This window comes from Peredibacter starrii, assembly GCF_034259205.1.
In the GTDB taxonomy this organism is placed as follows: domain Bacteria; phylum Bdellovibrionota; class Bacteriovoracia; order Bacteriovoracales; family Bacteriovoracaceae; genus Peredibacter; species Peredibacter starrii.
This window is the reverse complement of the sequence record NZ_CP139487.1, coordinates 3,950,329-3,965,171: the sequence shown is the minus strand read 5'-3', so window position 1 is coordinate 3,965,171 and position 14,843 is coordinate 3,950,329. Positions and strand designations below refer to the sequence as shown.

General features: G+C 44.2%; 7 protein-coding genes. 5 read left to right on the top strand and 2 right to left on the bottom strand.

The genetic code is table 11. The annotated features are described in order from the left end of the window. The first annotated feature begins 28 nt into the window (after window positions 1-28). The 5 genes from SOO65_RS19815 to SOO65_RS19795 all read left to right on the top strand — a co-directional run bounded on the left by SOO65_RS19815 (window position 29) and on the right by SOO65_RS19795 (window position 6,323). Window positions 29-1,348: a glycine--tRNA ligase gene (locus SOO65_RS19815; RefSeq protein WP_321394716.1), complete on the top strand. Its 1,320-nt coding sequence runs from the start codon at window positions 29-31 to the stop codon at window positions 1,346-1,348. 12 nt (window positions 1,349-1,360) lie between these two features. After that, a complete protein-coding gene (ppdK, locus tag SOO65_RS19810) occupies window positions 1,361-4,018 on the top strand; it encodes a pyruvate, phosphate dikinase (protein WP_321394715.1) in 2,658 nt (885 codons plus the stop codon). Between the two features lie 48 nt (window positions 4,019-4,066). Next, complete coding sequence (locus tag SOO65_RS19805) at window positions 4,067-4,975, top strand: serine hydrolase (RefSeq protein ID WP_321394714.1); 909 nt, start codon at window positions 4,067-4,069, stop codon at window positions 4,973-4,975. A 77-nt stretch (window positions 4,976-5,052) separates the two neighbouring features. Then, on the top strand, window positions 5,053-5,952 hold the full coding sequence (locus SOO65_RS19800; RefSeq protein WP_321394711.1) for a prepilin-type N-terminal cleavage/methylation domain-containing protein: 900 nt from the start codon (window positions 5,053-5,055) through the stop codon (window positions 5,950-5,952). Continuing rightward, the gene (locus SOO65_RS19795; RefSeq protein WP_321394709.1) at window positions 5,949-6,323 is read left to right on the top strand and encodes a hypothetical protein; all 375 of its coding nucleotides are present in this window, start codon (window positions 5,949-5,951) and stop codon (window positions 6,321-6,323) included. The genes SOO65_RS19800 and SOO65_RS19795 overlap by 4 nt, the downstream gene beginning before the upstream one ends. A 1-nt stretch (window position 6,324) precedes the next feature. On the opposite strand, the gene SOO65_RS19790 is transcribed toward SOO65_RS19795, so the two are convergent. Then, the gene (locus SOO65_RS19790; protein WP_321394707.1) at window positions 6,325-10,467 is read right to left on the bottom strand and encodes a tail fiber domain-containing protein; all 4,143 of its coding nucleotides are present in this window, start codon (window positions 10,465-10,467) and stop codon (window positions 6,325-6,327) included. 164 nt (window positions 10,468-10,631) lie between these two features. Next, complete coding sequence (locus tag SOO65_RS19785; RefSeq protein WP_321394704.1) at window positions 10,632-14,825, bottom strand: tail fiber domain-containing protein; 4,194 nt, start codon at window positions 14,823-14,825, stop codon at window positions 10,632-10,634. Window positions 14,826-14,843 lie beyond the last annotated feature (18 nt).

The window sequence follows — 14,843 nt, the reverse complement described above, 5'->3', positions numbered from 1 at the left end:
TCTTCATTTATTTCATCAGGAGTGCATTGTGTCAGAAGAGAATCTGAAATCGATGGCCGATTTAGTGGCCCATTCTAAGCATCGTGGTTTTATTTTCCAAAGTTCAGAAATCTACGGTGGACTTGGTTCTTGTTGGGACATGGGTCCTCTTGGTGTTGAATTAAAAAATAATATTAAGCAGTCTTGGTGGAAGGCCATGACTTATCGTGATGATGTTGATGGCGTAGATGCTGCTATCCTTATGCACCCAACAGTGTGGAAGGCCTCAGGTCACGTTGATAACTTCACTGATCCACTAGTGGACTGTAAAGTTTGTAAGTCTCGTTTCCGCGCAGACAACATCGACCTATCAGCTCCATGTTCAAATTGTGGCGCTAAAGATTCATTCACTGAACCTCGTAACTTCAACCTTATGTTCTCAACTCAAATGGGTCCGGTTGAAGATACTTCTGCGAAAGTTTACCTTCGTCCTGAAACAGCTCAAGGTATCTTCGTAAACTTCCCGAACGTGCAAACAACAATGAGAAGAAAGCTTCCATTCGGTATTGCTCAGATCGGTAAAGCGTTCCGTAACGAAATCACTCCAGGTAACTTCATTTTCAGAACTCGTGAGTTCGAACAAATGGAAATGCAATACTTCATTAAGCCAGGCACTCAAGCTGAAGCGATGGAGATGTGGAAAGAACTTCGCTGGAACTGGCACCTTGAGAACGGTCTTCGTAAAGAGCGTCTTCAGTGGAAAAAGCACGAGCAACTTGCTCACTACGCTGATGCTGCTTTCGATATCGAGTACCAATTCGCTCACGGTTGGGGAGAGATGGAAGGTATTCACTCTCGTACAGACTTCGATCTTAAACAACATCAGGAATACTCTAAGAAAAACCTTAACTACGTTGATCAGCTTGATGGAAATAAAAAATATCTTCCATACGTGCTTGAGACTTCAGTTGGTTGTGACCGCTGTATGCTTGCAGTTATGTCAGATGCATACCGTACTGAATTCCCGGGCGACGCTGAGAAAGAACGCGTAGTAATGAGATTTAAACCTTCACTTGCTCCAATCAAAGCGGCGATCATGCCGCTTATGAAGAAGCCAGATCTTGAAGGTCCTGCTACAGCACTTCTTCGTGAACTACAAAAAGATTTCAAATGTGAGTACGACACTGCTGGTTCAATTGGTAAGCGTTACCGTCGTCAAGACGAGATCGGTACTCCGGCCTGTATCACAGTTGACTTCGACACACTTACTGATCACTCAGTGACAGTTCGTGATCGCGATACAATGGTTCAAGAGCGCGTAGCACTTGATAAAGTTAAGTCATACATTAAAGAAAAATTTTCTCTATAAGGGGAACTTGAAATGAAACAATGGGTTTATAAATTTTCTGCTGAACAAACGGATGGGAACAAAGACATGAAGGCCCTCCTCGGTGGTAAAGGTGCAAACCTCGCTGAGATGTGCTCAATGAAACTTTCTGTTCCTCCTGGGTTCACAGTTTCAACTGAAGCATGTCTTGATTTCTATAAGACCAACAAAGAGATCTCAAAAGAAATCAAAGACCAGGTGCTGGAATCACTTTCATGGGTTGAAAAACTAACAGGTAAGAAATTTGGTGATGTTGAAAACCCACTTCTTTTCTCTGTTCGTTCTGGCGCTCGCGCTTCAATGCCAGGGATGATGGATACAGTTCTTAACCTTGGTCTTAACGATAAGACTGTTCAAGGGATCGCAAAGAAAACAGGTAACCCACGTTTTGCCTGGGACTCTTACCGTCGTTTCATTCAAATGTTCTCGAACGTTGTTCTTGGTGTGAATACTTCTCACCTTGAATCAAATCTTGAGGATCTAAAAGAAGCTCGTGGTGTGCATGAAGACACTGCTTTGACTGCTGCAGATCTTGAAGAGCTGGTGAAAGTTTATAAGAGCGTTCTTCTTGAAGATCACGGGATCGTTTTCCCACAAGATCCGATGGAACAACTGTGGCGTTCAATTGGTGCGGTATTTGGTTCTTGGAACAATAACCGTGCGATGAAATACCGTGAAATGAATAACATTCCTCATGATTGGGGAACAGCTGTAAACGTTCAATCAATGGTGTTTGGTAACATGGGTGACACTTGTGCCACAGGTGTATGTTTTACTCGTGATCCATCTACTGGAGAGAAAAAGTTCTTCGGTGAGTTCCTGGTAAATGCTCAAGGTGAAGACGTTGTGGCCGGTATTCGTACTCCGCAACCAATCAACAATGATTCTAAAATGGAATCAAACAAGCACCACAAGACTCTCGAGGAAGTTATGCCAAAGGCGTATGCTGACCTTGTTGAAGACTACAAAATGCTTGAGAGACATTACAAAGACATGCAGGACATCGAGTTTACTATCGAGAATGGTAAGCTATGGATCCTTCAGACTCGTAATGCTAAACGTACTGTAAATGCTGCTCTTAAAGTAGCGGTTGATCTCGTGGCAGAAGGCATGATCACTGAGAAAGAGGCGATTCTTCGTATCTCTCCAGAAGATCTAAACCAACTTCTTCACCCACGTCTTGATCCAAAAGCGAAGAAGACCTTAATTGCTACAGGTCTTCCAGCTTCTCCGGGTGCGGCCTCTGGTCAAATGGTGTTCACTTCTGCTCACGCGGAAGAGTGGCATAAGGCCGGTAAAAAAGTTGTGCTTGTTCGTGCTGAAACTTCTCCGGAAGACATCGGCGGTATGGTTGCTTCAACAGGTATTCTAACAGCTCGTGGTGGTATGACTTCTCACGCGGCGGTTGTTGCTCGTGGTATGGGTAAACCATGTGTTGCCGGATGTACGGCACTCGTGATCAATGAAAAAGAAAAAACGCTTACGGTGAAAGGTAAGGTTTATAAAGAAGGTGATTATATCACTTTCGACGGTGCTAACGGTGAAGTTTACGAAGGTGTTGTTCCAACAATCGAAGCTTCAATCACTGCTGACTTCGCAACATTTATGAAGTGGGCGGACGGTGTTCGTCGCTTGAAAGTAAGAACAAACGCGGATACTCCGGAAGACACAAAGACGGCGATTCAATTCGGCGCTCAAGGTATCGGTCTATGCCGTACTGAGCACATGTTCTTTGCTCCTGAGCGTATTCTTGCGGTTCGTGAAATGATCTTCGCTGAAAATGAAAAAGACAGAAAGAAGGCATTGGATAAACTTCTTCCATTCCAACGTTCTGACTTCGCGGGAATCTTCAAAGAGCTTAATGGTCTTCCAGCAAACATCCGTCTTCTGGATCCGCCTCTTCACGAGTTCCTCCCTCATAGCGATAAGGACCAAGAGGAGCTTGCAAGTGCTCTAGGTATCAATGTAAAAGCGGTTAAAGAGCGTAACGATGCTCTTCACGAGTTCAACCCGATGCTTGGCCACCGTGGTTGTCGTCTGGCCGTTACTTATCCTGAAATCTATCTGATGCAGGTAAGAGCGATCATCGAGGCCGCGATCGATGCTGATAAAGCAGGCATCAAAGTTCTTCCAGAAATCATGATTCCTCTTATTACTGAAGTAAGAGAATACTCAATGATTAAGGACGAATGTAAGGCCGAGATTGAAAGAGTGTTTAAAGAGAAGAATCATACTGTGAAATACAAAATGGGAACCATGCTTGAGCTTCCACGTGCCTGTATTATGGCCGGGGAAATCGCAAAAGAAGTGGAGTTCTTCTCATTCGGTACAAACGATTTGACTCAAACAACTTTTGGTCTATCCCGTGACGATGCTGGTAAGTTTCTTCCTTCATACACTCAGAAAGGCATTTATCCTCGTGATCCATTCGTTTCAATCGATCAGGACGGTGTAGGTTTCTTAATGAAGCACGCTGTATCTGAAGGTAAGAAAACTAATGCCGCAGTTTATGCAGGGATTTGTGGTGAGCACGGTGGTGAACCTCAGTCGGTTGAGTTCTGTCACAAGATTGGACTTGAGTACGTGAGTTGTTCTCCGTTCCGCGTTCCAATTGCTCGTCTGGCAGCGGCTCAGGCAGCTCTAAGAAATTAATCACGGAAAGGCGCTCTTATGGGCGCCTTCTTTTTTTGAGTTCAGTTTATGCAAGAGATTATCCGTATTGTTTCTTCACTTCTTCCAATAGGTCCCATGGATGGTATGGGAGTAGGGGTGATTGATTTTAAGGCCAAAACCTATGAGGCTTTTGAGGCCAATACATTCGAAGGTGAACTCAAGTTTAAAGGTGAGCCAACTTTGTATTTTGATCTCGCTTCTCTCACTAAGCCTCTCACAAACTCACTTGCTTACTTTCTAAGGCCTGAAGCTTTTGATTCGGAAATGCTTTTGTGTTTGAGTCATCGTGGTGGTCTTCCATCTTGGGGACTTCTTGCTGTGGATAACTGGAAGAATTTAATTTCTAGTTATCAGGTGAAGGAAAGTGACACGCTCTATTCTGATTTCTCGGCATTAAGAGTGATGCTGGAGCTTGAGAAAAAGAAAATTGATCAGAAAGAACTTTGTAAAACGGTGTGGGACAAAGAAACCATGTTTTGGACGGATCTCCCGTTCTGGTATCCGACGCTTCAGTGTGGATACAAAAACGGTCTTCCGAATTATGGTAAAGTCCATGATCCTAATGCCTTTACTCTGGGTGGTTTTGTGAGTCACGCTGGGCTTTTTTCGACCGCAGACGGGCTTTGTCGCACACTTTTAAACTATCAAGAGAAGACGGATTTTATCTCGAAGGTAAAAGCTGATTTAGCAAAGCACACGAATCGATTTGCTTATGGTTGGGACCGAGTGGAGAATCCCGATAATACGCTTGCTGGTAAAGGCTGTGGGAAATTCACCTTCGGTCACCTCGGTTTTACTGGGACTTCAATCTGGATTGATCCGGACAAGATGAAGGGTCACATCATTCTTTCAAATGCTGTTAAATACCACTGGTTCGATAAAAACAATCTGAATGATATTCGTCGAGCAATCGGTGAGATAGTCTGGAAGTATTAAAAGGTGTTTCCTGCCTGTTGCGAAACATCCCAATTAGGTTATTCTTAATATTATAAGAAAAACTTAGGGATACATGCATGAAACGATTAGATCGAGGTTTTTCTCTCGTTGAAGTTCTGGTAGTTGTTGGTCTCCTTGGCGGTCTGGCCGTTGTCATGATGAACATGACTCAACAGCAGACAAAAAACCAAGTCACGGCCGAAGTAAAATTTGAAAACCTCGAATTTCGTCGGCAAATCGCCAATGTCCTTGCAGTCAAAAAATCCTGTGAACGCACCTTTCAAACATTAAAAATTGGTGATCCCTTAACAGTCATTCGTAATGCGGCCGGAATACCAGTGGTTGAGGTAGGTAAAGTCTATGGCAACAATTCATTGAAAGTGGATGCTCTAACAACAGCACTGACGAGAGATAATGGCGATGGCACTTTTGATGTAGATCTGGTTTTAAATTTTGAAAAAACAAAGACTATGGCCTTGGGAAGCACAACTCAAATGAAATTTCCTTTGATGGTTTCTGCCCTGAGTGTGTCGGCCCCTATTACATCATGTATAACAAATGAAGGCCTGTGGGCACTTGATACCGATAATATTTATAATACCAATTCAAGGAATGTCGGAATTGGTACGGCCAGTCCTGGCACTCGTCTGGATGTTGCTGGAGGAATTCGCCCTGGAAGTGAAACAGAGATCACTGCTTGTGGCCTGGGAAAGGCGAATGGAGAAGGGGTTCAACGTTACAATTATACTAATCACTATTACGAATATTGCAACGGCACGACTTGGGTAAAGATGGGTGGTGGAGGAGGTTTTGGTGGTTCGTATGAAGTTGCAACATTCGGTGGTGGATGTCGTTATGCAAATCCAATGACGGGAAGCTGCAGCTGTCCTCCTGGTAATTATGCTCGATTGACTGGACAGGCTTACCGTTGGAGTCAGTGGGATTCGACGATGGTGATGTGTTACGAGGGCCCATGAAAACTCTGTTACTTTTACTCATAATCGCAGGTTGTTCAAAGAGCGAAAATAAAGCGCCTGAGATCAAGCCCCTTTTTAGAAAAGCAGAAAGAGTAAACGAATCTCCGGCCGAGGTGAAACAACCTTCAACCGAGATTCGACCTGAGCGGCCAAGACCGGTCGAGCCTGTAAAACAAGTCGAGCTTCCACGAATGGAAGGCCACAAAGCTCCTTCAAATGCCTCTAAGGCAGTTCAAATTGATACTAAACCCGGTGATCCGGCAGTACTTCCACAGATGGGTGGTGAGGAATCTAAGTTAATAGAGGATCCGGAAGTGTTACCCCCAAGTAGGCCGGGAGAAGCCCCTATACTGCCTCGTAGTGGTAAGTAAATTAATTACAGATTGGTGCTGCTGGATCTTTCTGGCAAAGATAGGCCTTAATCGCCGCGTTCTCTTCTTCAAGCTTTTTGTTCTTCTCTTTAAGTGAAGCAATTTCGCGAGAGTTCTCTTTTGTCATTCCAAAAAGTTCTTTAATGGCCTCGATAATGGGGGCCACTAAGTGATCGTAGGCAACTGACTTGAATCCAGTTTTTGAATCTGTTTTCACAACTTCTGGGAAAACTTTTTCGACATCTTGAGCGATCACACCCACTTGATGTTGTTTTCCATATTTCGCTTCATCGATATAGAAGTATTCCACACCTTGAAGCTGAGTGATTTTAAGTAGTGAATCTTGAAGAGGGTGGATGTCTTTCTTTAAGCGTCGGTCAGATGAAGACGTACAACCAGCACTAGTACAGACTTGCGTACCATTAACTCTTAGACCTGTTGTCGTGTTGATATCACCAACGACGTGAAGCTTATAAGATGGTGCTGCTGTACCGATACCAACGTTACCGTTGGTGTGAATTCTCATGATTTCAGTCAGACCTTGCCAGAATCCCATTTGTTGGTTTGTCAGGAGATTTAGGCCACCGCTGTCTGTGCCAGTCAGGACAGTGGTACGAGGTTTGAGGGCCCCATTTGCAGTATAACCCGCACCCTGGTGAGATAAGTATCCATACCGAACACCTGAAGCAACGGTTCCAAGTAAAAAGATACTTCGAGAGGTTGTCCCGGTATCGTCCGAATTAAGAAGGTAACTACCTACGTCGCCATCAACGCTACCTTGGATGTGCATTTTCCCTATAGGGGATGCTGTTCCAATTCCCACATTCCCACTTGGAATGATTGTGAAAGGAGTACTCCAGGCAGTTCCATCCCAATAGTTCATCGTGAATTTACTATTTAATGTATGGCCAGTTCCATTACCCGCCAATTCCCAACCTCTATTGTTCCCGGTAGGATTGGCACTTCCCATGGTTTCAGTAGCATCATTTCTTTGCGTGAAAAGTCGCATTGCTGAGTACTTGGTTGAATCGGTAGTCGTAATGTTAAGAAAAGAATAGTTAGTGGAATTTATTTCAAGTTGACTGGTAGGAGCAAGAGTTCCTACACCAACATATCCTGCACTGGTGACAGCAAATGGAGTGGTGTATGAGTTATTACCTTTGTTCAAAGTAATCTGCGCGCGAGCAGGTGTGTTTCCGCTACTCCAGTTACTTTCCGCCGCGAATGATAAATGTCCTGCCGTTGCAGAATCATTCACTGTAGTTCCGAAGTATCCGCCTGCACCAAATGAAGTCAAAATATCATTGGTTAATACTGGAGCATAAACTCCTACTGTAGCGCCACGACTTTTTAATCCCCAGTGAGATGGTCCAGTCTGAGTGTTATCAAAACGAGAGGCATAAACTGTACTGCCAGCGAAATCTGTGCCAGCTACATGTAGTTTTGATTCTGGAGTCATGGTCCCAATACCGAGCTTACCATCAGACTTAAGAATCATCTTATTAGTCCGTGAAGTGGTCCCTGGCGCTTCTGTCCAAAACTCCATATCCATCGAGTCTGAAGCTGTGCCACGGCCTACAATTCCAGCGGTAGCACCGCCTGAAATTTGGGAATAAAATCTTAATCCCACCGCAGAGTTTGGGGTCGAATTGGCATTCGAAATATGGATCCCATCGAAAGAACCTGGGTCAGTGACACCGGAGTTATCTGTATTGATTTGAAGTTCAAATCTACCTGTAGGAGTGTTAGTTCCGATTCCTACTTTACCAGTGTTGAAATAGATGTCGGAAGCATTCTTGTTCCACTGTCCATAGTTGCTTACATAGTTTTGAACGTATTGCACATTCGCAGCATCGGTTAAGTCAACACCTGATGGTGTGGCCGGAATTTTGAGAGCACCAGTGGTTGCGTTGATCGTCAGTGTTCCAGTGATGGAATCAGTGCCTGTTTTGTTAAGAGAGTTAGAAGCAAGATTATTAATCTGCCCTTGAGTTTTATTCACCACTGTTTGAAGTGAATCACCGTTAGCAATTGCGGAATTAGATGGAGTTACCGTAGCAAATGTTGAAGCAAGAACATCAGTGATAAATGTTCCCCAGCTCTTGTCACCTTTAAGATATTTAGTTGCATCTGACGATCCTGCCAATTTGGAGAGAGGAATATCACCATCTGCTAGATTTAATTTTGCATAACCAATCGAACCGTCGGCCGGAGTGCCATCTGCAACCGCTGACCAAGAAAGATTGCCGGCACCATCAGTGGTAAGTGCTTGGCCGGCTGAACCTGCTGTTGCGGGAAAAGTATAAGTGGTCGTGGCGGCAAGTGAAGCTGGCGCACGAAATTCAACGTAATTTGTATTATCAGATTTGAGACGTAGTTTTCCTTCTGAAGCGATGTCTCCAGCAACATCAAGTTTTCCAGCAGCAGTGGTCGTTTTTCCAATAAGCATTTCACCAGTGCCAAGAATACGCATTTTCTCAGCTCCACCAGTTGTGAAGGCAAGAATATCGGATGAAATATTAAACATACCGGTATCAGTATCGCCATTAAATGCATAAGTCGGTCCTGAGGCCCCAAATGTTCCTCCACCCAGACGTAAGTAAGGAGCGAATGATCCATTCAACTGCATCAATGAATCAGAAAGAGTCACCGCCAGGCCACCATTCGCTGTGATTCGAATGATTCCTCCGTTATTTGAAAATCCGGTGTTCGAATTATTTGTAAATGAAATTGAAGGTGAATTCCAAGCACCATCGCCCGCAAAAATTTTATTTGTTCCCAATGATAAATTTTGGGTGGCGGTGTGATTTCCTAAATTATCACCAGGTGCCGCGCCAACTTTCGAATCAACGTAGGCCATAGTAGCAGCATCAGTGCCGGCCGTTGGAGTAGCAAGACCTGTGATCTTATTTCCTCCCATGGCAAGAGCACCACTCATGGTGTCGCCAGCTTTTAAGACATAATTTGCTTGAGAAGCTCCCACTAATCCAATGTTGCCACTGAGCTTATTAATGGCGGAAAGAACTGAATCAGCTGCGGTAATTGCACCTGCAGAAGCTGAATAACCAGTGAGAGTTGAACCAATCACAGCGGTATTTAAATCCTGCCATGTCTTATTTCCACTCCAGTATTGAGAAACAGTGCCCGCAGTAATCTTAGGTTCTTTGTTTCCTAGATCTGTAGTGAGGTTACTGATCTTAGACTGATCAATAGCAGCAGTTGCGGAGATGTCAGCATTTACAATCGAGCCATCAATAATCTTACTGGAATCAATCGCACCGCTGGCAATTTGAGTGTTACTAATTGTGCCTGCACCAATCGTTGGTGCCGGAACTGAAGTCACTTCCCATTTTGAATTCGAAGCGTTCCACTGAAGAATGTCTTGATCCTGAATTCCCGCTACATCTACATCTGCAATTTCTTGAAGCTTCGATCCAGTTAGTTTGCCAGCGGCTTTAGTAAGCATGCTCCAAGAATAATCACCTGAGAGTGGAACCACCACACCTGTGCGGCCATTAAAATTTGAAACTGTATTTGTACCAACGGAAACTTTACTCCAGTTGGTTCCATCTGAAATGACCCAATCGCCGACAGCGAAGTTTGTTGGGCCGGTACCCAAATCCTGAGTACCTGCAGTGGTCACAATATAGTACGTACCTGCCGAAGCAACTGCTCCTGAAAGATTCGGTGTATCGGTTGTGGCGTTGTATGTTCCAACATAAACCTGGTTAGTTGAAATAGAAGCTGGTGCCCAGGTCGAGCCATTGAATTGTAAGAAGTCTCCAGTTGAAGCTCCCATGTGATGAAGCTTGTTTGCAGTCACTTGTCCGTTTTGTAATTCAAAACTAAGAGGAAATGTGGCCGAAGCTTCAGCATTAGAGACAACGAGATTAAGTGCACTACCAACTAAAAAATTAAAAGCGGATGAGGCATTGAGAACAAGCTTCTCAGAAGTTTTAGATGCGATTTGAAATTGATGACCTTGTATTTCTGCTTTGGTGACAGTATCTAAAAAATTGCCACTCACGATCAATTGATCGTTCTGAACTTTAACACTCTCAATGGAAGGCTTTTTGTTATTACCTTTAACTCTGACATCAATCTTCCCTAATAATACAGAAGCGTCCTGACAGGAAGCGAACATAAAAATAAGGGAAATGAATAAGAGAATATGCGGTCTCGTAAGCATTACTTTACATATCGACCAAAATGAAGATTTATTTAAAGAAAATTAATATCTTAGGGCGATAATCATTAATTATCTTATGGAGCAGCCAGGAGCGGCGGTTACTAAGCATTTAAGACGTTCTATTTGCAGAAGCCCGCTTTAGGATCTTTCTGACATAGATAGGCCTTAACGGCAGAATTTTCCTCTTCAAGCTTCTTGTTCTTCTCTTCAGCTCTGTTGAGCCTAGTTTTGAGTTCTTTGTTTTCTTCTTTGATAGAGGCAATTGCGCGGGTATTCTCTTTCGTCATTCCAAGAAGTTCTTTGATGGCTTCGATAATTGGGGCCACTAAGTGATCGTAAGCGACTGACTTAAATCCAGTTTTAGAATCTGTCTTAACCACTTCAGGAAATACTTTTTCAACATCCTGAGCGATCACACCCACCTGGCGCTGTTTGCCGAATTTTTTAGCATCAATGTAGTAGTACTCAACACCTTGAAGCTGAGTGATTTTAAGTAGAGAGTTTTCAAGAGGATGAATGTCTTTCTTAAGTCTCCTGTCAGAAGAAGAAGTACAGCCTGATGATGTACAAACTGGAACGTCAGCAATCAGAAGAGCATAGGTAGATGCAATATTAAGATCGCTATTGATTTTAACCTGACCTTTAACTCCCGCTCCATATGGAGTTCCTCCAGAAAGAGTCACATGGCCACCGTTACCAGTTGCTGAACTGAATCCACCATCACCACCGGTGATCGTCACATTTCCTCCGGCCCTATCTAGAGTTGTTGCTGTCCATCCAGGGCCTGCAGTAATTGTTACGTCGCCGCCGTCTCCTTCAATTCCTGCACCGCCAAGTAGCATTGCAGTTCCTCCTTTTCCGCTTGTTGTTCCACCATTACCTGCCCGAAGAGTAAGTGTTTCACCGTCTGAAGTTGCTGATCCACCAGGAGATATATACAAATTTGTTGAAGCCGCACCGACTTCACACATACGACAAGATATTCCGGAACAGGTAACTGATGCTGGTCCAGGACCAGTAGCACCTAGATCTTGCCAATTGGTAGGACATGATGAAGCAATTATTTTTACTCTGCTTGGAAGAGCCGTTGCAATCGCGGGGCTCTGACAAGAGCTAAAAAGGGCATTTGTAACTCCAGCAGAACCAGGACCTGTGGCACGAGAAAGAGTAGTCCAACTAACTGGACACTTATCCATCAACAAAATAGAAGAGGAGGGAATGGCACTTGGTGAAGCTGGGCTAGTACACATGCGACAGGCAGTTCCATTACATGTAGCAAGATTTGGACCGGTGCCAACAGCGCCAATATCAGTCCAGTCACTAGGACATGTTTTCATGAGAAGAGTTGTACTGGCCGGAATGGCTTCATTATTACCTAATCCAAGCCAGTTTACACCGTTACAAAATTCTGTAGCAGATCCAGCATAGCGAATGGCACCTGCGAGTGCAGCAGTACATACTTCGTTACTATTACCAATTTTGATACTTCCATTAACCTCGAACTTAGTGGCTGGAGTTGTGAGTCCAATACCAACATACCCATCGGCCGTGATTCTCATTTTTTCCGTACTATCAGCTGCTCCAGTTGAAGTAGTGTGAAAACTGATATTACCGGAAGCTGAACCGGTGGTCGGTGTTCCTTCTGTTTGAGAAAGAATATAAGCAGATCGTCGAAGGTCTGAACCGTCGTGACCAACAAAGCTGATAAAACCTAATTCATCTCCATCTTGAGTAGCGGTAAAGTTTCGTGATTTCCAGAAACTGAAAGTTGAACCAGAGCTATCATTAGAAATACTCTCAAAGGCCGCTGGTCCTCTCATATGGAATTTGGTCGAAGGATTATTCAGACCAATTCCCACATTCCCAGCAGTGTAATAAACGTCACTGCCTGTTTTGCTCCATGTAGTGGCAGATGCAATTTGCGTATCATGGCCATCGATTTGACCTTGGAGTTTAGCGAGAGCGGTTTGCATTGAATCTAGCGGGCCAACGTCGCCTGCACCGGAAGCAGCGAAGCCTAAAGGAAGAAGTGCGGCTACAACGTCAGTATCAAATGTTCCTAGAGTTTTGTTACCGCGAAGATATTGAGCAGTAGTACCTGCGGTGATTGCTGGTTCTTTGCCAGAAAGTTGCGTTTGAATATTTGAAGTCACGCCATCAAGGTAGCTGTATTCAGTATTTGAAATCGCTCCTCCACCAATCTTAGTCGCATCAAGTCCTGCTGCGATTGTTGGGTTAGGATAAGTTCCAGTTAGATCTCCACCGGCTGAACCAGTTGGGGCTCCACCGCCGCCGCCTGCAGGAGTAGTCCATGACAAAACGCCTGAACCATTAGTCGTTAGAACTTGGTTAGCATCTCCATCATCAGCAGGAAAAATTAGTGCGTAAGAAGATGCAAGGGCCGCAGGTGCGCTCAGTGTTACATAGTTTGTGTTGGTAGATTTTAAACCAACTGCGCCACCAACAGATAGTTTCTGAGCTGGGGCCGCAACTCCGATACCCACGTTCCCACTAATAATGGCCCCATCTGTTGGAATAGAATCCGATAGACGATTATATCCAAGGTTTAAACCTTTAGCGTGCATTCTTGCATTATGAACCCAAAAGTCAGTAGCAGAAGTTGGACCTCTAAAAACGTAACTGGTGAACGACTCAGCTCCGCTTCCAGCAGTATCAGTGAAAGGAGTCATTTTAAATGACATGGCAGTACCAATTCCAGTTGGGGTGTCCCCTGTTGGATCTTTCAATTGATCATCACCAACGCCAATTTGATAAAGTTTTGGTCCATTATCATAATCGGCGCCAGTACCTGCACTGTCAGAAACATTACTTTGAACAGTCATTGAGATTACATTTACATCAGCAGCGGGAGGAGTAGCACCTGTGCTGATTTCTAATAATGTACTTGGAGTCGTGGTTCCAATTCCCACACGACCTGTGTTGTAATGAATGGCCGAGCCATTAGTTGTCCATTGAGAAGAAACTCCACCGGCAACAGAGTCTACATAAGCTTTTGTTGCTGCATCTGTATTCACTGTAGGTGTAGCAAGACCTGTAATCTTGTTGTTGCCCATCTGAAGCGCACCAGTCATGGCCGCTGTTCCATCTCGAAGAACGTAGTTACCTAATGAATTAGTTTTCGTTTCAAGTTTTGAGAGGGCCTGTGGAACCGTATCAGTAACCGCAATGGCACCAGTGCCACCTGTGGCGTATGTTGTAATGAGCGTGCTTAGAACACGAGCTGGTGTGAAATAGAGATTTCCATTTTCGGGAACTACGGCCGTATCAAGAGTAGCAAGAGTCTTGTTACCACGAAGGTATTGCGCTGTCGTTCCACCCGTAGGGAGTAGTGGTTCTTTATTACCTAAATCAGTCGTGAGGTTCTGAATTTTAGATTGAGCAATGGCCGCAGTTGCTGAAATGTCAGCATTCACAATTGATCCATCCACAATCTTGTTTGAATCGACTGCACTGTTGGCGAGTTGTGTATTTGAAATCGAACCGGCCGCAATAGTAGGAACAGGAATTGAATTTACTTCCCACTTAGATGTAGCAACATTCCATTGAAGAATATCCCCATCTTGAATACCGACTACATCAACGTCAGCGATTTCGGAAATTTTCGAACCTGTAAGTTTACCTGCTGCTTTTGTGAGCATGCTCCACGAGTAGTCATTGGCCAGAGGAACAACTAGTCCAGTCCTTCCGTTAAATCCTGAGACCGTATTTGTTCCAACTTCAACTTTTGCCCAAGTCGAACCGTTAAAAATAACCCAATCACCCACAGCGAATGATTCCATGCCAGAACCTAGATCCTGAGAGCCGGCAACTGTTACGATGTAGTAAGTACCAGAAGCACCACCAATAGAAACGATGTCGGGCGAATCAGTTGAAGCGTCGTAAGCACCAGCAAAAATTTGTGAGCTTGAAAACGAAGCTGGGGCCCAGTTAGTCCCGTTGAAGCGAAGTACTTGTCCTGTTGATGCTCCCATATGGTGGAGCTTCACGGCCGTGACCTGTCCGTTTTGTAATTCAAAGCTAATAGGAAATGTTGCACTCGCATTCGCACTCGAAACAATCAGATTGAGAGTTTGGCCAACCAAGATATTCAATGCGCTTTTCGCATTGAGGATTAACTGTCCGTCAGTTTTAGTTTCGATATCAAAAATATGATTTGAGCTGCCTTCGATTTTGGCGGTAGAAACTTTGCTGAGATTTTTTCCACTAACAATAAGCTGATCATTTTGTACTTTAACTGAAGTGATCGCAGGTTTACTGTCTTTGATTGAGACTGAGATCTTACCGCCCAACATGGAGCTGTCCTGACAACC

What these genes read in the sequence shown, in the direction of transcription:
- SOO65_RS19800 (WP_321394711.1), top strand. Translation starts at nt 5,053, where the DNA reads ATGAAACGATTAGATCGAGGTTTTTCTCTCGTTGAAGTTCTGGTAGTT.
- ppdK (WP_321394715.1), top strand. Translation starts at nt 1,361, where the DNA reads ATGAAACAATGGGTTTATAAATTTTCTGCTGAACAAACGGATGGGAAC.
- SOO65_RS19805 (WP_321394714.1), top strand. Translation starts at nt 4,067, where the DNA reads ATGCAAGAGATTATCCGTATTGTTTCTTCACTTCTTCCAATAGGTCCC.
- SOO65_RS19785 (WP_321394704.1), bottom strand. Translation starts at nt 14,825, where the DNA reads ATGTTGGGCGGTAAGATCTCAGTCTCAATCAAAGACAGTAAACCTGCG.
- SOO65_RS19790 (WP_321394707.1), bottom strand. Translation starts at nt 10,467, where the DNA reads ATGTTCGCTTCCTGTCAGGACGCTTCTGTATTATTAGGGAAGATTGAT.
- SOO65_RS19795 (WP_321394709.1), top strand. Translation starts at nt 5,949, where the DNA reads ATGAAAACTCTGTTACTTTTACTCATAATCGCAGGTTGTTCAAAGAGC.